General features: G+C 52.8%; 22 protein-coding genes. 13 read left to right on the forward strand and 9 right to left on the reverse strand.

Annotated features, from left to right (window positions below):
- Positions 1-63: 63 nt before the first annotated feature.
- Positions 64-579, forward strand: coding sequence for a GNAT family N-acetyltransferase (locus IB196_RS19215; protein ID WP_188232472.1), 516 nt, complete (start codon positions 64-66; stop codon positions 577-579).
- An 85-nt stretch (positions 580-664) separates the two neighbouring features.
- Here IB196_RS19215 and tsr read toward each other — a convergent pair whose 3' ends face one another.
- On the reverse strand, positions 665-2,329 hold the full coding sequence (gene tsr, locus IB196_RS19220) for a methyl-accepting chemotaxis protein (protein WP_005134628.1): 1,665 nt from the start codon (positions 2,327-2,329) through the stop codon (positions 665-667).
- Between the two features lie 355 nt (positions 2,330-2,684).
- Between tsr and btsT the strand changes: the two genes are divergently transcribed.
- From btsT to IB196_RS19240, 4 genes are all read left to right on the forward strand, one after another.
- Positions 2,685-4,835 carry a pyruvate/proton symporter BtsT gene (gene btsT, locus IB196_RS19225; RefSeq protein WP_188232425.1) on the forward strand — a complete coding sequence of 717 codons (2,151 nt, stop codon included), beginning with the start codon at positions 2,685-2,687 and terminating at the stop codon, positions 4,833-4,835.
- 110 nt (positions 4,836-4,945) lie between these two features.
- Complete coding sequence (locus IB196_RS19230; RefSeq protein WP_003830038.1) at positions 4,946-5,140, forward strand: YbdD/YjiX family protein; 195 nt, start codon at positions 4,946-4,948, stop codon at positions 5,138-5,140.
- Between the two features lie 12 nt (positions 5,141-5,152).
- Positions 5,153-6,109 carry a GTPase gene (gene yjiA / locus IB196_RS19235; protein WP_040230234.1) on the forward strand — a complete coding sequence of 319 codons (957 nt, stop codon included), beginning with the start codon at positions 5,153-5,155 and terminating at the stop codon, positions 6,107-6,109.
- Positions 6,110-6,295: 186 nt separating this feature from the next.
- The gene (locus tag IB196_RS19240) at positions 6,296-8,143 is read left to right on the forward strand and encodes an NERD domain-containing protein/DEAD/DEAH box helicase (RefSeq protein WP_005134107.1); all 1,848 of its coding nucleotides are present in this window, start codon (positions 6,296-6,298) and stop codon (positions 8,141-8,143) included.
- Between the two features lie 296 nt (positions 8,144-8,439).
- Here the strand turns inward: IB196_RS19240 and IB196_RS19245 are convergent, their stop codons facing one another.
- The 4 genes from IB196_RS19245 to IB196_RS19260 all read right to left on the reverse strand — a co-directional run bounded on the left by IB196_RS19245 (position 8,440) and on the right by IB196_RS19260 (position 11,345).
- Entirely contained in the window at positions 8,440-9,504 is a 1,065-nt protein-coding gene (locus IB196_RS19245) for a DUF2955 domain-containing protein (RefSeq protein ID WP_149691166.1), read from the reverse strand.
- The gene (locus IB196_RS19250; RefSeq protein WP_155021498.1) at positions 9,494-10,561 is read right to left on the reverse strand and encodes an HlyD family secretion protein; all 1,068 of its coding nucleotides are present in this window, start codon (positions 10,559-10,561) and stop codon (positions 9,494-9,496) included. Before IB196_RS19250 ends, IB196_RS19245 begins: the two co-directional genes overlap by 11 nt.
- 6 nt (positions 10,562-10,567) lie before the next feature.
- The gene (locus IB196_RS19255; RefSeq protein WP_005134110.1) at positions 10,568-11,032 is read right to left on the reverse strand and encodes a MarR family transcriptional regulator; all 465 of its coding nucleotides are present in this window, start codon (positions 11,030-11,032) and stop codon (positions 10,568-10,570) included.
- 148 nt (positions 11,033-11,180) lie between these two features.
- The gene (locus tag IB196_RS19260) at positions 11,181-11,345 is read right to left on the reverse strand and encodes a DUF1127 domain-containing protein (protein ID WP_072041408.1); all 165 of its coding nucleotides are present in this window, start codon (positions 11,343-11,345) and stop codon (positions 11,181-11,183) included.
- A 177-nt stretch (positions 11,346-11,522) separates the two neighbouring features.
- Here IB196_RS19260 and IB196_RS19265 point away from each other — a divergent pair, with 177 nt between their 5' ends.
- A complete protein-coding gene (locus IB196_RS19265; protein WP_040230236.1) occupies positions 11,523-12,935 on the forward strand; it encodes a PLP-dependent aminotransferase family protein in 1,413 nt (470 codons plus the stop codon).
- A gap of 14 nt (positions 12,936-12,949) precedes the next feature.
- On the opposite strand, the gene IB196_RS19270 is transcribed toward IB196_RS19265, so the two are convergent.
- Positions 12,950-13,924 (reverse strand): Rpn family recombination-promoting nuclease/putative transposase, encoded by a 975-nt coding sequence (locus IB196_RS19270; protein WP_188232424.1) that lies wholly within the window; start codon positions 13,922-13,924, stop codon positions 12,950-12,952.
- A gap of 499 nt (positions 13,925-14,423) precedes the next feature.
- On the opposite strand from IB196_RS19270, the gene mdtM reads away from it, so the two are divergent.
- Entirely contained in the window at positions 14,424-15,665 is a 1,242-nt protein-coding gene (gene mdtM / locus IB196_RS19275; RefSeq protein ID WP_005134118.1) for a multidrug efflux MFS transporter MdtM, read from the forward strand.
- A 72-nt stretch (positions 15,666-15,737) separates the two neighbouring features.
- On the opposite strand, the gene IB196_RS19280 is transcribed toward mdtM, so the two are convergent.
- The 3 genes from IB196_RS19280 to IB196_RS19290 form a co-directional block, all read right to left on the reverse strand.
- Positions 15,738-16,298, reverse strand: a complete 561-nt coding sequence (locus IB196_RS19280; RefSeq protein WP_005134119.1) for a DUF1440 domain-containing protein — start codon at positions 16,296-16,298, stop codon at positions 15,738-15,740.
- 233 nt (positions 16,299-16,531) lie between these two features.
- Positions 16,532-17,722 (reverse strand): cystathionine beta-lyase, encoded by a 1,191-nt coding sequence (metC, locus tag IB196_RS19285; protein ID WP_188232423.1) that lies wholly within the window; start codon positions 17,720-17,722, stop codon positions 16,532-16,534.
- A gap of 20 nt (positions 17,723-17,742) precedes the next feature.
- Entirely contained in the window at positions 17,743-18,975 is a 1,233-nt protein-coding gene (locus IB196_RS19290) for a dicarboxylate/amino acid:cation symporter (RefSeq protein WP_188232422.1), read from the reverse strand.
- A gap of 219 nt (positions 18,976-19,194) precedes the next feature.
- Between IB196_RS19290 and IB196_RS19295 the strand changes: the two genes are divergently transcribed.
- The 6 genes from IB196_RS19295 to IB196_RS19320 all read left to right on the forward strand — a co-directional run bounded on the left by IB196_RS19295 (position 19,195) and on the right by IB196_RS19320 (position 24,227).
- The gene (locus IB196_RS19295; RefSeq protein WP_005134122.1) at positions 19,195-20,121 is read left to right on the forward strand and encodes a LysR family transcriptional regulator; all 927 of its coding nucleotides are present in this window, start codon (positions 19,195-19,197) and stop codon (positions 20,119-20,121) included.
- 75 nt (positions 20,122-20,196) lie between these two features.
- Positions 20,197-21,477, forward strand: coding sequence for a DUF445 domain-containing protein (locus IB196_RS19300; protein ID WP_188232421.1), 1,281 nt, complete (start codon positions 20,197-20,199; stop codon positions 21,475-21,477).
- Between the two features lie 13 nt (positions 21,478-21,490).
- The gene (locus tag IB196_RS19305) at positions 21,491-21,955 is read left to right on the forward strand and encodes a GNAT family N-acetyltransferase (protein WP_188232420.1); all 465 of its coding nucleotides are present in this window, start codon (positions 21,491-21,493) and stop codon (positions 21,953-21,955) included.
- 95 nt (positions 21,956-22,050) lie between these two features.
- Positions 22,051-23,202: a double-cubane-cluster-containing anaerobic reductase gene (locus IB196_RS19310; RefSeq protein ID WP_005134125.1), complete on the forward strand. Its 1,152-nt coding sequence runs from the start codon at positions 22,051-22,053 to the stop codon at positions 23,200-23,202.
- Positions 23,203-23,211: 9 nt separating this feature from the next.
- Positions 23,212-23,979 (forward strand): putative 2-hydroxyacyl-CoA dehydratase activator YjiL, encoded by a 768-nt coding sequence (gene yjiL, locus IB196_RS19315; RefSeq protein ID WP_040230242.1) that lies wholly within the window; start codon positions 23,212-23,214, stop codon positions 23,977-23,979.
- Positions 23,976-24,227, forward strand: coding sequence for a DUF3343 domain-containing protein (locus IB196_RS19320; RefSeq protein ID WP_040230245.1), 252 nt, complete (start codon positions 23,976-23,978; stop codon positions 24,225-24,227). Before yjiL ends, IB196_RS19320 begins: the two co-directional genes overlap by 4 nt.
- The last annotated feature ends 503 nt before the right edge of the window (positions 24,228-24,730 follow it).

A 24,730-nucleotide genomic window follows, 5' to 3' on the forward strand; every position in this document is an offset into this window, starting at 1 on the left:
CTCTGTAAGGGTCCGGTAATCGTACATTACCGGACCTGCGTGAAACCCCGCTATACTGCCTCCATGAAAATCACTTTCCGCTCCACAACCCAGGTCAATACCCCTATCCTGCCGGGCATCGAACGCTCCGCAGGTCAGCGCTTCCTGCACATTCCTTCGCTGGCATGGCTCGCCGATGGTCACACCGTTACGCTCTCCCAACATCAGCACTATGTTGACAGCGAGATGAGCTGGCTGGCACTGGCAGATAACTCGCCCGTTGGCTTTTTGCTGGCAGAACCGATTGCATCATCGCTGTTTATTGCTGAAGTTTCTCTGCATCTGGACTGGCAGGGGAAAGGGATTGGTCGGGGGTTGATTCGCTACGTCGCTGAACAGGCGCGGGAAAAAGGGTATGCATCACTCACGCTGACCACCTTTCGCGATGTGCCATGGAACGCGCCCTTCTATGCCGGTCTGGGGTTTGAGATGCTGACTGATGAGGCGCTTTCTACACCACTGCGCCAGAAAAGAGAAGAAGAAGCGGCGCACGGGCTGGCGTATGAGTCACGCTGCGCCATGCGCCTGATGTTACGTTGATTGCCCGATGTCGGTGATGCCTTATCTGACCTACGTAACATTCCCGTAGGCCAGATAAGCGACAGCGCCATCCGGCAGCACAGGCTTAGAACGTTTCCCAGTTATCACCGGCATCCGTTGCCGCGGCTTTACGTGGTTGTACGGTTGCTGAAGCGGGTTTTGCGGTCGCAACATCACGAGCACGTTGTTGCTCATGCTGAATACGGAACACCGCAACAGCCTGAGTCAGACGGCTGGCCTGTTCTTCCAACGCCGCAGCGGCAGCAGCGGATTCTTCCACCAGCGAGGCGTTCTGCTGCGTCACGCGATCCATCTCGGCGACTGCCAGACCCACCTGGTCGATCCCGCGGCTCTGCTCGTCAGAAGCGGAGGCGATTTCACCCATAATATCGGTCACGCGGGTCACCGCATTGACGATCTCATCCATGGTTTCACCGGCGCTTTCAACCAGCGTTGAACCGACGTCCACGCGGCTGACCGAGTCTTCAATCAGGCTCTTGATCTCGCGCGCGGCCTGCGCACTACGCTGGGCCAGGTTACGAACTTCACCCGCCACCACCGCAAAACCACGACCCTGTTCACCCGCACGCGCGGCTTCTACCGCGGCGTTGAGCGCCAGAATGTTAGTCTGGAAGGCAATGCCGTCGATCACGCTGATAATATCGGCAATTTTCTGCGAACTGGAAGCGATATCACGCATGGTTTGCACCACATTATCCACCACTTTTCCGCCTTTCTGCGCCGTTTCTGAGGCACTCAGCGCCAGATGGCTGGCCTGACGGGCGTTTTCGGCGTTCTGCTTCACGGTCGCCGTCAGCTGTTCCATGCTGGCCGCGGTTTCTTCCAGAGAGGCCGCTTGCTGTTCGGTACGCGAGGAGAGATCGTTATTGCCCATCGCAATCTCGCTGGCACCGCTATAGATAGCGTTAGCACCATTACGCACATCACCCACGGTGTTCATCAGTTCACCCTGCATGTGACGCAGGCTTTCTGCCAGTTGCCCAATCTCGTTGGAACCTTCCACCTCAATACGCTTCACCAGATCGCCGCTGGCGATATGACGAATGCTGTCAATCAGACGGTTCATTGGAGAGATAAGGGTCAGTTTGATACCAAACCAGACCGCAATAATCGCTGCCAGTACGGTAATCAGCACAATCACCAGCACCCACATCGCCTGGCTGTAAGAACTGTTGTTATCGGCCACCGCGATGTCATACAGGCGATCGTTTTGCTGCATGTAGTTGACATAGGCTTTCTCAAAACCATCCTGATAGCTTTGAGTCGGTTGATCAAAGAACGCGTTGATCTTCCCGTCACCCAGCAACTGGATCAGTTCCGCCAGCGCGCCGTGGTAGATGTCATAGGTGCGGTTGATCTCCTGGAATGCGGCTTCGCTTTGACGCGGATCGCGTGGCAGCGACTCGTAAATCGCCCAGTTTTTTTCCGTCAGTTTCAGCGCATTGCTCGCTACCTGCATCAGCTCAGCAACGGTCGCGCCGCTGCCGATATTGCTCTGATCCATCATGTAACGAATACCCGCCCGGTTAAGGGTATTACGCGTTTGCAGCAGTTCAACCCAGGTTCCATTCAGCGCAGACTGTTGCTGGCGAATGGTTTGCAGAACGGTAAAGTTCTCTTTGTCATTCTTCAGTGAGTTAAAGAACAACCCGCCCGAGGCCAGTTGTAAAACGCCAAATAGCGCCAATACCAGCAGTAAGCTGGTAACAATCTTCATTCGTTTTAACATGTTTTCTCTTTCCGCTAGACAGATGTCAGAATTTTCGGCCTGGAAAGGGAAAACTTTATGGAATTCGTGCTAACTGAATCGATCTCAGCATCGACGATTCGTCGATCCCCGCAATCAACCAAGGATCTAAAGGCGTTTATCAGTGATCTCAATCACATAATTATCCCCACTCACCGGCACCTGGAACCGCTCACTGACACTTGGAACCGCTTAAGCTGACATACAACCACTCACTTATTTACCTTACTTTACGCGCGTAACTCTCTGGCAAGATCCTCCCAACATAGCAGTCAACTTATCTCCTCAAACACACAATCAACCCCCCAGCGGCCTCGGCCAATTATTAGGTTTTACTATGGATACGAAAAAGATATTCAAGCACATACCCTGGGTCATTCTCGGAATCATCGGTGCATTCTGCCTCTCGGTAGTGGCATTACGTCGGGGTGAACACATCAGCGCCCTGTGGATCGTGGTCGCCTCTGTCTCCGTTTATCTGGTGGCCTATCGTTACTACAGTCTCTACATCGCTCAAAAGGTGATGAAACTTGACCCAACGCGTGCCACGCCAGCGGTCATCAACAATGATGGTCTGAACTACGTCCCAACCAACCGTAACGTATTGTTTGGTCACCACTTTGCTGCTATCGCCGGTGCAGGTCCGCTGGTTGGGCCAGTACTGGCTGCGCAGATGGGCTACCTGCCCGGCACGCTGTGGCTGCTGGCCGGCGTGGTGCTGGCCGGTGCGGTGCAGGACTTCATGGTGCTGTTTATCTCTTCTCGCCGTAACGGCGCATCTCTGGGTGAGATGATCAAAGAAGAGATGGGCCCGGTGCCGGGAACCATTGCGCTGTTCGGCTGCTTCTTAATCATGATCATTATCCTCGCGGTGCTGGCACTGATCGTGGTGAAAGCACTGGCTGAAAGCCCATGGGGTGTGTTCACCGTCTGCTCAACCGTACCTATCGCGCTGTTCATGGGGATCTACATGCGATTCCTGCGCCCAGGACGCGTGGGCGAAGTGTCGGTGATTGGTATTGTGCTGCTGGTTGCTTCTATCTACTTCGGTGGCGTGATTGCGCACGACCCGTACTGGGGCCCGGCGCTGACCTTTAAAGACACCACCATTACCTTCACCCTGATCGGTTACGCGTTTATCTCTGCGCTGCTGCCGGTATGGCTGATCCTCGCCCCGCGCGACTATCTGGCGACCTTCCTGAAAATCGGCGTTATCGTTGGTCTGGCGGTGGGGATTGTTATCCTCAACCCGGAACTGAAAATGCCGGCGATGACCCAGTACGTTGATGGTACTGGCCCGCTGTGGAAAGGCGCTCTGTTCCCGTTCCTGTTCATTACCATCGCCTGTGGTGCGGTATCTGGCTTCCACGCGCTGATCGCCTCCGGTACTACACCGAAGCTGCTGGCCTGTGAAACCGACGCGCGTTTCATTGGTTATGGCGCGATGCTGATGGAATCCTTCGTGGCGATTATGGCGCTGGTTGCTGCGTCCATCATCGAACCGGGTCTGTACTTCGCAATGAACACCCCGCCTGCGGGCCTTGGCATCACCATGCCGAACCTGCATGAAATGGGTGGAGAGAACGCGCCGCTGATTATGGCGCAACTGAAAGACGTCACCGCACACGCGGCGGCAACCGTCAGTTCCTGGGGCTTCGTGATTTCGCCTGAGCAGATCCTGCAAACCGCGAAAGACATCGGTGAACCGTCCGTTCTGAACCGCGCAGGTGGCGCACCAACGCTGGCTGTCGGTATCGCCCACGTGTTCCACAAAGTCCTGCCGATGGCGGACATGGGCTTCTGGTACCACTTCGGTATTCTGTTCGAAGCACTGTTCATCCTGACCGCACTGGATGCGGGTACCCGTTCTGGCCGCTTTATGCTGCAGGATTTACTGGGTAACTTCGTCCCGTTCCTGAAGAAAACCGACTCCCTGGTTGCCGGTGTCGTCGGTACTGCGGGCTGCGTAGGCCTGTGGGGCTACCTGCTGTATCAAGGCGTGGTTGACCCGCTGGGCGGCGTGAAGAGCCTGTGGCCGCTGTTCGGTATCTCTAACCAGATGCTGGCGGCTGTGGCGCTGGTTCTGGGCACCGTGGTACTGGTTAAAATGCAGCGTACCAAATACATCTGGGTGACCGTGATTCCGGCAGTATGGCTGCTGATCTGTACCACCTGGGCGCTGGGTCTGAAACTGTTCAGCACCAACCAGCAGATGGAAGGCTTCTTCTTCATGGCGAATCAGTACAAAGAGAAGATTGCTAACGGCGGCGAACTGACCGCACAGCAGATTGCCAATATGAACCATATTGTCATCAACAACTACACCAACGCAGGCTTAAGTATTCTGTTCCTGGTGGTGGTGTACAGCATCATTTTCTACGGGTTCCGTACCTGGCAGAAAGCCCGCACCATCAACGGTCGCTCTGATAAAGAGACACCGTATGTACCGGTGCCAGAAGGTGGCGTGAAAACCTCTTCACATCATTAAGCCGTAATTGCCGGATGACGCTGCGCTTATCCGGCCTACAAAATGTGCAGTATGTAGGCCGGATAAGGCGCAAGCCGCCATCCGGCTTTATTCATTAACAGGACGGCAGAATGTTTGGTACTTTAGGTCAGGCAAAAAAATATCTCGGTCAGGCGGCGAAGATGCTGATTGGCATTCCGGACTACGACAACTACGTCGAGCACATGAAGACCAACCATCCCGATAAGCCGTACATGACCTACGAAGAATTCTTCCGCGAGCGCCAGGAAGCCCGCTACGGTAGCGGCGGAAGCAGTTGCTGTTAGAAGGAGAAGTGAATGACCCCGATTGCAGTTACCCTACTCACCGGTTTTCTTGGCGCGGGAAAAACCACCCTGCTGCGCCATATTCTCAACGAGCAGCACGGTTTCAAGATTGCCGTTATCGAAAACGAATTCGGCGAAGTCTCGGTAGACGATCAGCTGATTGGCGACCGTGCCACGCAGATCAAAACCCTGACCAACGGCTGCATCTGCTGTACCCGCTCCAGTGAGCTGGAAGACGCGCTGCTCGATCTGCTCGACAACCTCGACAAAGGCGCCATCAATTTTGATCGTCTGGTGATCGAATGCACCGGCATGGCCGATCCTGGCCCGATTATTCAGACCTTTTTCTCCCATGAAGTAATTTGCGAACGCTACCTGCTGGACGGCGTAATTGCGCTGGTTGACGCGGTGCATGCCGACGAACAGATGAACCAGTTCACCATCGCCCAGTCGCAGGTAGGCTATGCCGACCGTATTCTGCTGACCAAAACCGACGTAGCCGGTGAAAGCGAAAAACTGCGTGAGCGCCTGGCGCGCATCAACGCCCGCGCCCCGGTGTATACCGTCACGCATGGCGATATCGATCTCTCGCTGCTGTTCGACACCAACGGTTTTATGCTGGAAGAAAACGTGGTCAGCGCCAAACCGCGCTTCCACTTTATCGCCGACAAGCAAAACGATATCTCCTCGATCGTCGTCGAGCTGGATTACCCGGTCAATATCAGCGACGTGTCCAGGGTGATGGAAAACCTGCTGCTGGAATCCGCCGAGAAGCTGCTGCGCTATAAAGGCATGCTGTGGATTGAAGGCGAACCGAACCGCCTGCTGTTCCAGGGCGTCCAGCGCCTGTACAGCGCCGACTGGGACCGCCCGTGGGGCGACGAACAACCGCACAGCCTGCTGGTGTTTATCGGCATTAACCTGCCGGAAGACGAGATCCGAGCAGCGTTTGCGGGGTTGAAGAAGTAAACAGCCGCTCCCTTTTATTTGTGAAAGGGAGCAAATATCTCTGAAGCAAATATCTCGCATCACGCTTTCTGTTTGTAATATTGTCTGTTAATGTCATTAACCATGATGAATTCATGTTTTTATTAATATCCCTCAGAATATTAATTTAACATATTTATATAATTTTCATGAATTGGTAGGTGTAACATGGCAATCATTATTCCCACAATAAGCAGTTGTAGCGAGAAAATTACTGCCGGCGAAAAAAGACTGGCAAGACTTCTTGAGGGGGGACTCAGCGAACAGTGTACCTGCTGGTATGACACCCGAATGGGAGACAAGCAAGAGCATCCGGATTTTGTAATTCTAACCCCCGAAAAAGGTTTGTTATTTATAGAAGTGAAAGACTGGTTTATTACAAAAATTAAATCCGCCAACAAATTACATATTCATTATGAAACTAAAGACGGCATTCAACCGTTCAAGAATCCACTCGAACAGGTTCGTCAATATACCTTTCACACTATCGATAGCCTAAAAAAAGATCCGCTGCTCCGTCAGCAACAAGGAGATTATGAAGGCAGCTTTATTATGCCGTATGGATTTGGTGTTTATTTAAGCAATATCACCCGAGCACAGCTAGAAAAGAGTTTTCCACCCGAAGCGATAAATGAACTATTCCCAGCCAGTCAGGTTATTTGCAAAGACGAGCTCAGCGAGTTTATGACCAGGGAACAAATCTCTGCCCGGCTCGAATCCCTTCTCAGACATAACTTCACTCATCATACAACACCACAGCAACTCGACCGTATCCGATGGCATCTATATCCCGATGTACGCATTAACGCATCCGTTACGCATGTTGATCTGGACAATTTTACGTTCCACACCCCCGATGTGGTTTGCATGATGGACAGGAACCAGGAACAACTCGCCAGAAGCATGGGTGCAGGGCACCGCGTTATTCATGGCGTGGCAGGATCCGGTAAAACGCTCATTTTGCACCACCGTTGTATTGAGCTTGCCAACAATATTGAAAACACCAAGCCGATCCTGGTGATTTGCTACAACATCACGCTGGCCAAAAAACTCAAATCACAGCTTGAGCAGCACACTTTAAGACTTCCCGTCGAAGTCATCCATTTTCATGCCTGGTGTTATCAACAGCTAAATGCACATCATTGTCTTCCGCCGAAAAGCAAAAACTTTATTGAGCTGATGGAAAATGCGCTGACGGTGGCATTTGAAGAGGGGATTATAAAACCGGAGCAATACAGCGCAGTCCTAATAGACGAGGGACACGATTTCAAACCGGAGTGGCTGAGAATACTCGCACGTATGCCAGACAACAAAGATAACTCCCTTCTTTTCCTCTACGATGACGCCCAGTCTATCTACCAGAAAAAGAAAGCCCTCGACTTCACACTCTCTAGTGTCAATATTAAGGCCCTCGGCCGTACTACGATCCTGAATACCAACTATCGTAATACCCGGCAAATACTCCATTTTGCCAGCAACATTGCCTTTAATTATCTCAATAATCACATTGAAGAGGCGCTCAAGTACCAGCAACCCGATGCCGGAGGCTTGTCCGGCACTTATCCGGCACTGGCCAGCTTTGATAATCAGGACGAGGAGATTACTCACGTGCTCGATTGGGTGACAAAGCAGCGACAACAAGGTATTGCATGGTCAGAGATCGCCATACTGTGCCCTTCAACATACAGCATTTCGGGGATGCTGGGGCCACGTCTCGCGGCGCGTAGCATCCCCTACCAAATGATTGTGACCAGCGATGACAAAAAGCACTGGTCGCCGCAAAATGATTTCCTTTGTGTAATGCCTTTACCAAGCAGTAAGGGGCTTGAATTTCACTCAGTGGCTATTATGGATGCCGCAAAGGAAAGGGATGAGGAAGATCTGAGTGACGACATCAAGCGTCTGTATGTCGGATTTACCCGCGCGCGCCAGAATCTTTTGGTGACAATGCACGGAACAGGGAGCTTGCGCGACCATCTTCTCAACACCTACGAAAATAGCGCGAAGGCTTTCTAACGGAGCCACGCCAGGAATCCGTAAACATTCCCCTCTCCCTACAACGGAGAGGGGTGAATCCTATTTCAACACTCCCTGCTGCGTTACAACCCACCGTTCACTGGTGGTAACCGGTTTGGCATCCCGGCCTGATGCCGCAGGTGTTCCACTAATTTGACAGCCGCGGTTATTTTAGCGGAGAACCGCAGCAGAAATAACCTCGCAGATGTCCGGTGGCGCTACACTTACCGGGCCTGGAAATTCTGCTTCCCGTAGGCCGGATAAGGCGCAGCCGCCATCCGGCACTCACCTTCCACTCACTCGGTGATCACAAATCGTGTCGCCGCAAAGCAGTTCAATATCCGGTGCACCAGAAATACCATGGTGAGCGTAGCTACCAGCGCGACGGTAACGGAGGTGATGCGGTAGAGATCGCTGAACACCAGATCCTGATCCGGGTGCAGGTTCTGGCCAAACATAATGCCGATGGTGGTGATACTGGCAAAACCCACGCCCGCGCCGACTTTTTCCATTACGTGCAGGCGGGCGCTGAACGCCAGCCCGAGGCCAATCAGCGGCATCATCAGCAGCATATGGTTGCTGAAATCATAAATAAGCAGCTGCACCAGCAGAATGTACAGACAAGCCAGTACCACGCCGACCACGCGCCAGACAGAACTCAACACCGCGCCGCGATAATGCATCGGAAACAGGATCAAAATGCCCGCCATCAGCGCCGACAGCGAATCGCTCAGGTCACAAACCTGAAAGACCACAAAAATCATTGTCGCCACCGAACCGGAAAGCAGCGACTCGTGGCGAACCCGGGCGGCATCTTTCTCAATACGCGGCGGCGGATGGCGGGGATCCGCATCTGGGATCAGATAATGCAGCAGCGCGCTCAGCGCCACCGCCATGACGCAGGCTTCCATATTGGAGAACATCAGCGTATGCCAGTTGGTGGTGGGATAGCTCATAAAATTGAGCATCGTGCTCTGGCACACCACGCCCATTGAGCCGAACAGAAACAGCGGTCCTTTGCTCATCAAACGAAAACGCATCACGTACAGGCCAAATACCACCAGCGTTATAATCAGCGGCCACTGTGAGAGATAGCCGACAATCAGCACCATTTCGACGCAGTTCACCGCCGCGCTGAACACAAACTGTTTTGCCACATGACGGTTGAATACCGGCACCAGCGACAGCAGCATCAGCGGATAAACCACAAAGAACACGCCGTATTGCACGTTGTAGAAGGTCGAGATACTCAGCGCTATCGTTCCGGCAACGGCAATACGCAGGGTCTGGCGAAAATCATTGGCGGTGTAGACAATATTCCCGTGCGGCGTAAAAACGTGGGCCAGGGTGTTAATAGACATAGTGCAGCCAGCTGACAAGGTGGATCTGCGCCCCGGCAAAAGTGCGGGCGAACATCCCCTCGCTGTTGTACAGCTGTACCGTGGCGCGCGCCCCGGTCGGCAACGGCGTGTCGAGCGGTTCGTTCAGCGCGACGTGAATACGCATACGCTGGGCATCGCGCACCCAGCGGGTGGACTGTTCCGGTTGCGACAGCTGGCCATTAACCAGCTCCTGTCCTGCCAAAATGCCAGCATCGCAGCTGGTGACGCGGGCAGAGAAAACTTTGCCCGGCATGGCGTCGAACACCACGGCGGCATCGGTATCCACCCGGGTGTGGCGCAGGCTTTTCTCGCGAAAGTCAGCCACAATGTCGGTCTGGTGGCTGACCAACGCCAGCAATGGCGTGGCGGCAGTGGCGTAAAGTCCGGGGCTAAGCTGGAGGTTGCTCACCGTGCCGTCGGTCTGTGCATAGACTTTGCTCCAGCCGAGGTTCAGTTGCGCCTCTTCCAGCGCATTACGGTATTTTTGCAACGTCACGTTGCGGTTTTCATCGCGCTCGCCGCGTTGGAGCAGCAGGTTCTGAATACTGGCATTAAGCGCCGACACCGACTGCTCGCTGGTTTGCCAGGTGGTGCGCACCTTGTCGAGATCGGCTTGCGACACGTTCTGCATGGCGCTCAGGCGCTGATAGCGGTCAAAGGTGGTCTTGTCGTTCCGGGCGTTGAATTGCGCGGTGCGCAGGTTGGCGCGCGCAGAAGCGATCTGCGCATCCAGCTGTTGGTTGCTCAGCTTCGCCTGCTCAAGGGCGATTTGCGCGGCCTCGACCTTATTGATAAACGGCGTCGGATCCAGTTCGTACAGCAAATCGCCCTTCTTCACCGGACTGTTATTGTGTACATGCACCTGCGAGACGTAGCCGGATACGCGTGAGGAAACCGGCGTTACCACGCGCATCACCGTGGAGTCCGGCGTCAGCGGGATCCAGATATCGGCAACGATAAACCAGGCGAATATGACCAGGAAAGCGGCAATACTCACCCTTACCCAACGGGCAAATTTTTGTTCTGGGGTCATCATAGTTTTTTAGTGTTGATTGTCTTCTTCGCGGATTGTCCGCAAATTGCAGGCGAGTTGATTTAAGGTTGCGCTGAAGGCGGCAAGCTCCGCTTCTGGGATAGTACACGTGACGCGATGTTGGTATGTCTCTATCACCCGGTTGAGTTCTTCCAGCCTTAAGCGGCCTTGCGCGGTCAGCGTGAGCAGGCGAATGCGTTTGTCATAAGGCGATGTGGAACGCAGCAGATAGCCGTGCTTTTCCAGCTGTGAGAGGGTACGCATCAGCGGCGGCAGTTCAATACCCTGCACCTCCGCCAGTTCACTGACCGAGACGTTGTCTCCCAGTTGATACAGTTGCATCAGTACCGTCCAGCTTGACTGCGTCAGGCCAGTATCAGTAATGGCTGCGTCAATAATGGCCCGCCACTGGCGCACCACCATTGCCATGCGCATCCCCATCGGGCGGCGGGCAAACCGTTCATCTTCAGTCATGTTTCCTTCCCCTCATCGCTGAGAAGAAAATAATACTTATCAGGGTAAGTATCAAGAAACGGACTAACCAGAAGCATAAATTGATAAATACCGCGAATATAAAAGAGGCCGGGGCAGTAGTCCCCGGCCTTTGTTGGTGAAAAAAAAATCACTCCACCTGATCACGTCGCAACCCGACGTCCCGCAGCCGTTCATCGCTCATCTGTTGCAATACACGTCGCGTTTGCGCCCGAAGTTGCCACCGTTTTATCACCTGCCAGATCTGCACAAACCCAACAAACGGCTGTTTTGCGTGGTTCTCGTGAAATTCCATACCTTGCCTCCCCGTCTTGCCAGAGACTTTATCTTCACGGATTTGGCCAGGTACAATACAGACTCACAAAGTACTTTTCTTTAACATACAGATTGGTTAAAAAGAGCTCTGCATCGCTTTTTTCACGCCAATCTGTACTGGTTTTTTAATCTGTATGGTACCCATGAGGGATACAGCATGACGCGTTACCAACATCTGGCCAATCTGCTGGCCGAACGCATTGAGCAAGGGCTGTATCGCCATGGCGAAAAACTGCCTTCGGTACGCAGCCTGAGTCAGGAGCACGGGGTCAGCATCAGCACCGTACAGCAGGCCTATCAGACGCTGGAACAGCGACAGCTGATCACCCCCCAGCCACGTTCCGGTTATTTTGTCGCGCCGCAAAAAGCAAAGCCGCCCGTGCCGCTGATGTCGCGCCCGGTACAGCGTCCAGTGGAGATAACCCAGTGGGATCAGGTGCTGGATATGCTGAAAGGCAACGCGGACAAATCCATCACACCTTTCAGCAGCGGCGTGCCCGATATTAATCAACCCAGCCTGAAGCCACTGTGGCGCGAGTTAAGCCGCGTGGCGCAGCATAATCTCAAGGCAATTTTGGGCTACGATGAAATCTCCGGGTGCCGTGAGCTGCGTCACCAGATTGCGCGCCTGATGCTGGACAGCGGCTCTGTCGTCAATGCGGATGATATTGTCATCACCAGCGGCAGCCAGAGCGGAATGTCGCTGGCGCTGCTGACGGTCTGCCAGCCTGGAGACATTGTTGCCGTTGAATCCCCCGCCTACTACGGCACAATGCAGCTGCTGCGCGGCTTAGGGATCAAAGTCATTGAGATCCCGACCGATCCGGATACCGGGATCAGCATTGAAGCACTGGAACTGGCACTGGATCAATGGCCGATCAAAGGCGTGCTGCTGGTTCCCAACTGCAACAACCCGCTCGGATTTATTATGCCGGATGCGCGGAAGCGGGCGGTACTCGCCCTCGCCCAACGCCACGATATCGTGATTTTTGAAGATGATGTGTATGGCGAACTGGCAACGGAGTACCCGCGCCCACGCACCATTCACTCCTGGGACAGTGACGGTCGGGTTATGCTGTGCAGTTCGTTTACCAAATCCGTAGCACCAGGTTTGCGCGTCGGTTGGGTCATTCCCGGTCGCTATTATGACAAACTGCTGCATATGAAATACGCCGTCATTGGCACCAACGTTCCTGCCACGCAACTGGCGGCCGCCACCTTCGTGCGCGAGGGGCATTACCATCGTCATATCCGACGCATGCGCCAGATTTATCAGCGCAATATGGAGATCTACACCTGCTGGGTACGGGAGTACTTCCCCTGCGGGATCTGCGTCACCCGACCAAAAGGCGGCTTTATGCTGTGGGTGGAATTGCCGCAGCAGGTCGATATGGTCTGCGTGGCTAAACAGCTCTGTCGCCTGAAAATCCAGGTCGCGCCTGGCTCGCTGTTCTCCGCATCCGGAAAGTATCGCAACTGCGTGCGTATTAACTGTGCGTTACCGCCAAACGAGAAGCATCAGGAAGTGATGCAAAAACTCGGTGAAGCAGTGAAGGTGGCGATGGAGTAAATCGCTACACCCGGCTAAACCTCTGCCTGGTGGCTTAACCCCAGGATATCCTCAGCGGAAAGTCGGGTAATTTTTTGTACCGTGCTGATATCAATACCGTCTGCCAGCATGGTGCAGGCAATACGGAGCGCCTCAGTTCGTTGCCCCTCTATCAGCCCTTCCTGTTTGCCTTCCTGTTTGCCTTCCTGTTTGCCTTTCTGCTGACCTTTGAGCCATCCTTTTTGAAAACCTGCCTCATGTAATCTGTCTGCGATCGTCATCAAATGCTCCTTATGCTGCGGTGAACGTTCGGCAATCTCCCTGATAAACGCATTGAAGCGGGGCGCATCGCCGGTTCGCAAAATATAATTAAACAGCGTCTTTAGCTGGCTGTCATTAGTCAGTCCAGTAACCAACAGGGAAACAATTTGCTCTACCAGTCCCATAAGGTCGCGCTGACGGATATGTTTTTGGATTAACTCCAGCAGCGCCATGCGTCGATGCTGCACAATTTCGTCATCCGGAATAACGGTAATATCTACCAGCGGAAACGCGGCAGCATACAACTGACGAGCCAGCTTCGGGTTAGCAAACTCGTCCAGCCAGCACAATGACCAGGGATACGGGCTTTTAGCACCATGATAAAAAAGCATCGGCACCACCAGTGGCAATTGCTGATGCCCGGCATCTAAATGTTTCTGCATAGCCGCTATCGCATAGCGCATCAATCTGAATGCCATATGCGCATCCGGTGTACTTTGGTGTTCAATCACCACATAAATATATCCATCCCCTTCAGTCGTTTTCACCGACCACAGCACATCGGAGTAATACGCATGTAAATCCTCTTCAATAAAACTGTCAGGCTCAAGTTTCAGGGTTTGAAAATTGCAAAGTTCGCGCAGCGAAGCGGGAAGATGTATTTGTAGAAAATCCCGGGCAGTCTCAGGATGACGTAAAAATGTTTTAAAGACCGCATCATGCGGTGTGGAAGTCGCTGCTGTATTCATGGCGGCCCGTCACCTGGAAATAAGATGCCATAACTTTAGCGTCAGAAAATCACACTCTCACCTGCGATATCCTCTCTTTGCGAAGCGTTATCAGAGATAAAAACGTCCCGTTGCAACGTCTGCATTTGTCTGGAAGACATCACGCAGAAACGCGGCTTCAATGTACATTCCCGCGTTAACTCCCTTTAATTTCTACACACTAACCCGCTAAACTCGTTTAATTAATATCCAATCCGCATTACACTTTGGGTGGCTATTATCCATTCAACCAATTCTTCCCGAGGTGCGATGTGCTGATTGTTACCTGTAATCGTTACGTTTTCTGACCCGAGTCTGAAAACGTTTCTCCTGTTTGCGCCTCGCGCGGGCAGCGTTTTTGATTACATGAAATTCAGTACATTTGCAGTCTGCTGTTTTCTGCCATCGGCCTGACGTCTCAAAGACGGTATTGAATTTCGCTATTCCCGTTGAGGGTTTTCTCCCGACAAGGAGCTGTTTTATGCAACGGATTTTCGCGTTTTTCTCCCAACGCGCCACGACGCTATTTTTCCCCATCGCGCTGATTCTGTACGACTTCGCCGCCTATCTGTCGACGGATCTGATCCAGCCCGGCATCATTAATGTCGTGCGCGATTTCAACGCCGATGTCAGCCTGGCTCCCGCTGCAGTCAGTCTGTATCTGGCAGGCGGCATGGCGCTGCAGTGGCTGTTAGGCCCGCTTTCCGACCGGATTGGCCGCCGACCGGTGCTGATCGCGGGGGCGTTAATCTTTACGCTCGCCTGCGCGGCCACGCTGTTCACCACTTCGATGACGCAATTTCTGGTTGCGCGTTTCGTGCAGGGCACCAGCATCTGCTTTATCGCCACTGTGGGTTATGTCACGGTACAGGAGGCGTTTGGGCAAACGAAGGCCATTAAGCTGATGGCGATAATCACCTCCATTGTGCTGGTTGCGCCGGTTATCGGCCCGCTCTCCGGGGCCGCGCTGATGCACTTTGTCCACTGGAAGATCCTGTTTGCCATCATTGCCGCCATGGGGCTTATCGCCCTGATTGGATTAGCGTTAGCCATGCCGGAAACCGTCCAGCGCGGCGCAGTGCCGTTCAGCGCGTGCAGCGTACTGCGCGATTTCCGCGACGTTTTCCGCAACCGGGTATTCCTGTTTGGCGCAGCCACGCTATCGCTAAGCTATATCCCGATGATGAGCTGGGTGGCGGTCTCACCGGTGATCCTGATTGATGCGGGCGGCATGACTACATCGCAGTTTGCCTGGGCGCAGGCGCCGGTGTTTGGCGCCGTGATCGTCGCCAACATGGTCGTCGTACGTTTTGTGAAAGATCCGACCCGACCGCGCTTTATCTGGCGGGCTGCACCTGTTCAACTGAGTGGGTTAGCGGTGCTGATCGCTGGTAATTTGCTGTGGCCGCACATCTGGCTGTGGTCGGTGCTGGGAACCAGCCTGTATGCGTTTGGCATTGGAATGATCTTCCCAACGTTGTTTCGTTTTACGCTGTTTTCCAACAATTTGCCGAAAGGTACGGTCTCCGCATCACTGAACATGGTGATCCTGACGGTGATGGCCGTTTCTGTCGAAGTAGGGCGCTGGCTGTGGTTTAACGGCGGCCGGATTTCTTTTCATCTGCTGGCGGTTGCGGCGGGGATCGCTGTCGTGTTCACGCTGGCAGCCTTGCTCAAACGGGTGCGCCAGCATGAGGCAACGACGTTAGCCACTGAGAGCTAAATCTTTATGAACAGCCCCCCAAATGCGTGTTTAACGTTCGGGGGCAATCCAAAACAGCACATCTGCTTTTAGTCACCTGGCGGAATGTAACGGGATTTCAGCATCAGGTTCATGTGTTATCCGATTACGCAGGTCGCGACGAATCATTTCAATCACCCAAAACCAAAAAATATGTCCCACAATTTCAGAAACGTATTCATCGAAGGGGAGCTGAGTTAATGGCGGAGAGAGATGCAATGCAGGAATGAATACACCATGAACCGCCACCGTCACAATCAAACCAGCCATGATCCCCTGCCAAAGTTTAACTTTCGGAAAAATTTCAGCGATGACGCAATATCCCACTGCAAACACTAATGAAAATATGATGTGTGTGACCATAACAGGATTAATCACATGTTCAGAAAAGGTATAGACCGTTTGCGTGGGGTCGATACCTAAATAGTCTCTGAGAAAAAGATACGGCGGATTAAACTCATTTCGCCCCAAAGAAAACGTTCTGGGCGGAAGGGGAACTTCGGCTCCCCACTTAACAAATGCAGAAAGTACGCCTGAAACGATGCCAATTAAGACGGCGACACCATAGTGACGACGATCCGGTGGGGTTCTTGTGAACAGCTCATTCAACTTCATAAATTCATCATCCCTTACATATGAAAGTAACACTGAAAATCCGCGTTTATGCTACCCGTGAGAGAGGATAAAAATTGTGATAAAGATTACCTTTGACAAAAAATGATCTAATTTGATTTTTTGTGATGTATTTTGACTATTTGTATGAGGTGAAAACTGATATTGATGAGGATCTGCGTTAAAACTTGCCGGATAAACGTTCATCAACGTCATCCGGCATTAATCACATTACGTTATGCGATGCGTGCAAATCCCGCTTCGAGATCGGCAATCAGGTCGCCAATATCCTCAAGGCCAATATGCACCCTGACCAGCGTGCCGCTGAAATCGACATTCCCGGCCGGGCGAATGCTGTTCAGTTCCTCCGGCTGATTCGCCAGAATGAGCGACTCAAATCCGCCCCACGAATAGGCCATATGGAACAGCGAGAAATTATCGAGGAAATTCGCCATCTGCTCGTCGGTGAGTCTCTTTTTCAGCACAAACGAGAACAGACCCGAGCTTCCGGAAAAGTCACGCTGAAAATACTCGTGCCCCGGGCATTCCGCTAATGCCGGGTGATTTACCCGCGCCACCTCCGGTCTGGCCGACAGCCAGCGAGCAATATGGATACTGCTCTCCTGATGCTGCTTCAGACGTACCGCCAGCGTACGCAGCCCGCGGCTACCGTTGTAGGCCGTATCGGCATCCAGCGTTTGCCCCATCAGATAAGAGTTCTCACGCAGACGATCCCAACAACGGGCGTTAGACACCGCCGTGCCCAGCATGCCGTCCGAATGACCGATGGTGTACTTCGTTCCCGCCTGAACGGAAATATCCACGCCATAATCCAGCGCTTTGAACAGCACGCCCGCCGCCCAGGTGTTATCGATCATAATGACAATCTCCGGGTTCACCGCGCGGATAGCCTTCACCATTCCCGGCACGTCCTGCACTTCCATGGTGATAGAACTTGGTGACTCAAGGAATACAACCTTCGTTTCCGGACGCAGAAGATCGACGATACCCGCGCCAATCAGCGGATCGTAATACGTTGTTTCCACATTAAATTTACTCAGGATCTTATTGCAAAAATCCTGGGTTGGCTCGTAGGCCGCACCCGTCATCAGAATATGATCGCCGCTTTGGACGAACGCCAGAATCGCATTAGTGACCGCCGCCGCGCCGCACGGGTACAGCGCGCAGCCCGCGCCGCCTTCCAGCTCACTCATGGCCTTCTGGAAAGCAAAGTGGGTGTAAGTCCCGCGACGACCGTAAAACAGTTCGCCGTTCGCACGATTGGCGGTGGCAAATTTCTTGTCCTTCACGGTATCAAACACCAGCGAAGAGGCGCGTTGGATAACCGGATTCACCGCGCCCTGGGTGTAACGTTTGTCGCGACCCGCAACCACTAATTGTGTCTCAAGCTTCATTGCGTCTTTCATAACATCTCCTGTTTCTTAATCTATACAACGGCGGCAGTAGAGTTCAGCTCAGCGTTGGTCTGCTTTTTTCCTGCAAACCGTTCGACAATCTGTGCCGCATTCAAATCATGGATTACGTTAATCAACGTGGCTGGCGCATCGGTAATCGTGCCCAGCACCACCAACATCGGGATCGCTTCCATCGGCAGACCGAGCGTAGTCACGATAAAGATCTCGCCAAGGAACGCCCCGCCCGGCACGCCGCCGACGATAATGGCGGAGAGCACCGCAATCAGCATCGTCAGGAAGAAGGTTTCGGTGGTGAACTCCATGCCGAGCACGGAATAGATAAAGACAATTTTCAGCGCGGCAATCATCGCCACGCCGCCTTTGTTCAGGTTAACCAACAGCGGAATGGACACATCAACGATTTCCGGGTTAATCCCCATCGCCTTACCGGCACGCAGCGTCACCGGGAGCGTCCCCAGTGAAGAGCAGGTCCCCAGCGCGGTGGCTGAAGGTTCAATCGCATTACGCCAGAAGGCTCTGACCGCCGGAATGCCACCGCCAATATACGAATAGAGAATCGAGCCAAAAACGAAGTAGACCAGCGTGGCGACCATAAACAGGCCGATGGCGCGGGCAAAGGTTAACAGTAGTGCAGAGTCCTGGCTGGCCATGGTGGCCGCGAAATAGCAGCCCAAACCAACCGGCGCCACCTTCATAATGATCGAGACGATCTTCATGATTACGGTATTGGCATCTTCCAGCAGCGACGCAATGCGTTTACCCGCCTGATCCGATTGCCCAATCGCCACACCGGCAATAATAGCCATCACGATCAGGGCCAGAATATTGGACTTAGAGAACAGCCCGATAAAATCGCTGGTAGTGATCATGCTGACAAAATCCATCTTGCCGCTGCCCGCCTGCACCGACTGCGAGAGATCGATAGTGACGCCCTGCGCCGGGTTATACCATAGCGCCAGTGCCACAATCCCGGCAGCTGGAATAAAGGCCATCGCGATCGAAACAATGAAGATAATCGCCATAATGCGGCCCAGCCTTTTCAGGTCGGTCATACTGGCGATGGAAGACATGACGCTGATCCCCACCAGCGGCACAATAATCATGAATAACAGGTTTAGAAAAATCTGACCTATTGGCTGAAGTTTACCTGCAAACGATGGGGCATAAATACCTAATAAGCCGCCAATCACCAGAGCAACTAATAAAATAATCGACGATCTGTAGGGTTCGAGTCGTGGCCACATAATCGGTACCTTTAGAATAATAATTAATGAGATTAAATTCACAATGTGATGAGTTTCCGTTTCGCCTCCTTTTATTTTGTGACGTAACTCACCTAAGTTGTTATTTTTTCATTTTGCCAGCAAGTTGTTTCCTGTGATTCAATAGTTGCATGTTTAAAAGTCGAATGTAACGGCTTATTCGTACCGTTTTTGCAAATCACTTGTGAATTTAAGGAAATTATGAGTACGCCGATTTCACTCAAGCATCTGGAGTTTTTTACTAAAATTGTCGACTGCGGGGGATTGTCAGAAGCCGCGGCGCAGCTCAACGTCTCGCCGTCTGCGGTCAGTAAAAGCCTGGCGGCGATGGAAGATACGTTAGGCACAACATTAATTAAACGCACCACCCGCAGTATTACCCTGACCGATGCCGGGCAATATCTCTTTAATCGCGCCAACAAGCTGTTGAAAGAATTCGATGAAACGCTGAACACTACCTCCGGTTATTACCATAACCCGCAGGGTGAATTACGTATAACCTGCTCCATTGCGTTTGGTTATTCCCGGCTGGTGAACCTGGTGGATAAATATCGCTCCCAGTTCCCGGATGTGAATCTGTATATCGATCTCAACGATAACTTCGTTAATCTGAACGAAACGGATTTCGACATTGCCCTGCGGATTTCCACCGCGCCGCCGCAAAACTATGCGATGCGCAAGCTGGTGCCCGTTCGCTGGGCGTACTGTGCCTCACCCGGCTACCTCGCCAAAAAAGGCATGCCCCAGCGTCGCAGCGATCTGGTAGATCATGATTGCCTGGTTTACCCGGGCCTCACGCCGGTACTGAAGGTGGCAGATGAACAGGATCGACTGCATCAGTTGAAACTACATATGCCGATCCAGGCCAACAGCAGTCTGGTACTGTTGAAGTCGGTGTTAGAAGATCAGGGGGTGGCATATTTGCCCACTTATTTGATTGGCGATCATATTCAAAAAGAGGAGATCACGCCGCTGATGCTCGACGGCACCATCACCTGTGAAACTCATGCCCTGTATGCGCTGTACTTTCCCAGCAAGTACAGCAATCCGAAGGTGCGATCGTTTATCGATTTTCTGGTCGCAGAACTTGGTCCCTTACCGGCGTGGGATAACTGGATCCCGGAGTAAACCCAGCCCACCTGAAAATGGGAGGCGCACCACATTTTTTGCGCGATCCCCCCGTCTGGCTCTATCCTTAAGCCTATGAATAAAATTGCTGAACTCAAACGCGCCAAGCGGCTGGCGCTCTCTCTGCTGCTGATCGCTGCCGCGACGTTCGTCATCACGCTGTTTTTGCCGCCCAACTTCTGGGTACTCGGGATCAAAGCGATTGCCGAAGCGGCGATGGTCGGCGCGTTGGCGGACTGGTTTGCCGTGGTGGCGCTTTTTCGCCGGGTGCCGATCCCGTTTATCTCGCGCCATACAGCGATTATCCCACGTAATAAAGACCGAATCGGCGAAAATCTTGGTCAGTTTGTGCAGGAAAAGTTTCTCGATACCCAGTCGCTGATAGCCCTGATCCGTCGCCATGAACCGGCGCTGTTGATCGGTAACTGGTTCAGCCAGCCGGAAAACGCCCAGCGCATCGGCCAGCATCTGCTGCAGATCATGAGTGGTTTTCTCGAGCTGACCGACGACGCCCGTATTCAGCGGCTGATCAAACGCGCTGTGCACAAGGCTATAGACAAGGTCGATCTCTCCGGAACCAGCGCGCTGATGCTGGAAAGCATGACCAAAAACAATCGCCATCAGGTGCTGCTCGATACGCTGATCGCCCAACTGATCGCCCTGCTACAGCGCGACAGCTCACGAGCGTTTATCGCCAGACAAGTAGTGCACTGGCTGGAAACCGAACATCCGCTGAAAGCGAAGATCCTGCCAACCGAATGGCTGGGCGAGCACAGCGCCGAGCTGGTGTCTGATGCCGTTAACGCCTTACTGGATGACATCAGCCGCGATCGGGCGCATCAGATCCGCCACGCGTTCGATCGCGCCACGTTTAAGCTTATCGAGAGGCTCAAACATGATCCGGAAATGGCCGTGCGGGCAGAGAGCCTCAAAAGCTATCTGAAGGGAGACGAAGCCTTTAACTGTTATCTCGGCGAACTGTGGTCGGATCTACGCCAGTGGGTAAAAACTGACATTAACGCCGACGATTCCCGCGTGAAGCAGCGCATCGCCAGCGCCGGGCAGTGGTTCGGCGAAACGCTGGTAGCCGACAGCGCCCTGCGTGCCTCACTGAATGGGCATCTGGAGCAGGCCGCGCATAAGGTAGCGCCAGAGTTCGCCAGCTTCCTGACGCGCCATATTAGCGACACGGTGAAAAGTTGGGATGCACGCGATATGTCGCAGCAAATTGAGTTAAACATCGGTAAAGATTTGCAGTTTATTCGCGTCAACGGCACGTTGGTTGGCGGTTCAATCGGGCTGGTGTTATATCTGTTGTCGCAAATTCCGTCCCTGCTGACGCTGGCGAATTTTTAAGGAGAAAAATTCAATGACGATGAACATCCGCATTTTTTCCCTGCGCGAGACGCCGGAAAAGCAGCACGAAGTCACCGCTTACTTTCAACAACAATGGGCCTCAGAAGATTCAATGAAGGTTTACGAGGATGCGCTGCATCGTTGCATTGGCGCAAAGAACCCGCTACCGCAGTGGTATTGGTTGCAGGATGGCGACAGCATTGTTGGCTGCGCCGGATTGATCACCAATGATTTTATCAGTCGTGGTGAACTGTGGCCGTGGCTATGCGCGCTCTATATCGACCCTAGCTATCGTGGTCACGGTTTGGCGTTTCGCCTGATCGAACATATTGCACAGCAGGCCAGACAGCTGGGTTTTACGCAGCTCCATCTGTGTACTGACCTGGAAGGTTTATACGAGAAAGCAGGGTTTTACTTCAACGGGCAGGGCTATCATCCGTGGGGAGAAGCCTCGCGGGTCTACAGCCGTAACCTGTAAACGCGCAATTGTTGCACATCAATATAACCTGACATATTACAGGGTTATAATGCGGCGTCTTTTTACTGTCTCCCGTGTTACGGAGTAGGAAAATCATGTCGCTAATCACCGATTTACCCGCTATTTTCAATCAATTCTCCGACGCCCGTCAGAAAGGTTTTCTCACCGTAATGGATCTTAAAGAGCAAGGTATTCCGCTCGTTGGGACCTATTGCACCTTTATGCCGCAGGAGATTGCGATGGCGGCGGGCGCGGTCGTCGTTTCCCTATGCTCAACCTCTGATGAAACCATTGAAGAGGCCGAAAAAGATCTGCCGCGGAACCTGTGTCCGCTAATAAAAAGCAGCTACGGGTTTGGCAAAACCGACAAATGCCCCTACTTCTATTTCTCAGACCTGGTGGTGGGCGAAACCACCTGCGATGGTAAAAAGAAAATGTACGAGTACATGGCCGAATTTAAAGCGGTACATGTAATGCAACTGCCCAACAGCGCCAGCGATGCAGCTTCCCGTGCACTATGGAAAGCCGAGATCCGGCGTCTACAGCAGGCCATCGAAGCCCGTTTTGGCACAGCCATTACCGAAGCTGCGCTGCGTGAAGCCGTTATTCTCAAAAACCAGGAACGTCGGGCGCTGGCGAATTTCTACCGCGTTGGTCAACTTAACCCACCCGCACTTAGCGGCAGTGACATTCTGAAAGTCGTCTACGGCGCCACCTTCCGCTTTGATAAAGAAGCGTTGATCGACGAGCTTAATAGCATGGCCGAGCGCGTACATCTGGAATGGCAGGCAGGAAAACGTCTGGCGTCACGTCCGCGCATCCTGATAACCGGCTGCCCCATTGGCGGCGCGGCAGAGAAAGTCGTTCGTGCCATTGAAGAAAACGGTGGTTGGGTCGTGGGTTATGAAAACTGCACCGGCGCAAAGGCCACCGAACAATGCGTGGCGGAAACCGGCGATGTCTACGACGCGCTGACTGATAAATACCTCGCCATCGGCTGCTCCTGTATTTCTCCTAACGATCAACGACTGAAAATGCTCAGTCAAATGGTTGAAGAGTACCAGGCTGACGGCGTCGTCGATGTCATTTTGCAGGCTTGCCACACCTACGCCGTTGAATCGCTCGCTATTAAGCGTCACGTACGCCAACAGCACAACATTCCTTATATCGCGATTGAAACCGACTATTCCAGCGCAGATATCGGCCAGCTCAGTACCCGCGTCGCCGCATTCATTGAAATGTTGTGAGGAACGCGGATGACATACTCAATAGGGATTGATTCTGGATCCACGGCGACAAAAGGCGTTTTGCTGGAAGGTAACGTCATCAGACGCCGCTTCCTTTGCCCAACGCCTTTTCGCCCCGCAGACGCAATCGCGCAGGCATGGGAAACGTTGCAGGACGGGCTGGAGAACAGACCATTTTTAACTCTCACCGGATACGGGCGGCAGCTCGTCGATTATGCCGACAAACAGGTCACTGAAATTTCCTGCCACGGACTTGGTGCGCGATTGCTGGCTCCCGGCACCCGCACAGTCATTGATATCGGTGGCCAGGACAGTAAAGTCATCCAGTTGGATGACGATGGCAATCTCAGCGATTTCTTAATGAATGACAAGTGCGCTGCCGGAACCGGGCGGTTTCTGGACGTCATCTCACGCACCCTCGGAGCCAGCGTAGAGCAGTTGGATACGATTACTGCTGGCGTCGAACCACATGCTATCACCAGCATGTGTACAGTATTTGCCGAGTCAGAAGTCATTAGCCTGCGCTCTGCGGGCATCGCGCCAGAGGCGATTCTGGCTGGCGTGATCAACGCGATGGCCAGACGCAGCGCGAACTTCATCGGGCGGCTTTCAGCCCAGGCGCCGCTGCTATTTACCGGCGGAGTCAGCCACTGCCACGCCTTTGCCCGTATGCTTGAAGACCATGTAGGCATTCCCGTACACACGCATCCCGACGCACAGTTTGCCGGTGCAATCGGAGCGGCGTTGATAGGCCAGCGTCAGGGGAAACGTCAGTGAAGGAAACGCTGTTCTTGTTTCATTCCACCGTCGGTGTCATCAAAATGCGCAAGACGCTGCAGGCCGCAGGGGTCTGCTTTCGGGTGGCGGATATTCCCCGCGAGCTACGCGGTGGCTGTGGACTCTGTATCTACATCGACTGTGCTACTGGCATGGAAGAAGAATGGGTGATCCCAGGTCATACCGAATCTATCTACCGCCAGGAAAACGGAGACTGGCGCTGTATAGCCGCGTTCCCCGCCTCCTGAACACGCCTGATTAGCGCGAAACGCTGATATATACTCGAATTATCCAGGGTTTAAACAACAGCTTATAGTCTGTAAAGACCATCACTTTGCTAACGCCATAAGTATATCTTCATCAGCTTGTTCTGCAATTAAATGTCAGCATTTAATAACCTGTAAATAACGGTCGAACACTTCTCTAAAAATTTTGAAATTCACTTTTACGTATATATTTTTGCTGATAGCACATGCGTAAAAATGGACATATTAATTACATTGCAACAACACTTCCGGGAAGAGTACATGTCGAGGTTAAAAATTCATACCTGGGTTGATTATTCTGGTTGGTTTAATTAGTACGGTGGGCGATTATAAAAACTTTGGTCTACCTGGTGCAGCAGGATTGTTTATTTTATTTATGCTAACAACCGTTTTCTTGTGGCAGTGGGCTTCCGAAAAGTTCCCGGAGGTAGCCCAAATACAGATCATTATTATTTTACTGGCCAGTACTATTGCTTCTGTTTTTG

The sequence above is a fragment of the Citrobacter sp. C6_1 genome, from assembly GCF_014596835.2.
Taxonomy (GTDB): Bacteria; Pseudomonadota; Gammaproteobacteria; order Enterobacterales; family Enterobacteriaceae; genus Citrobacter; species Citrobacter pasteurii.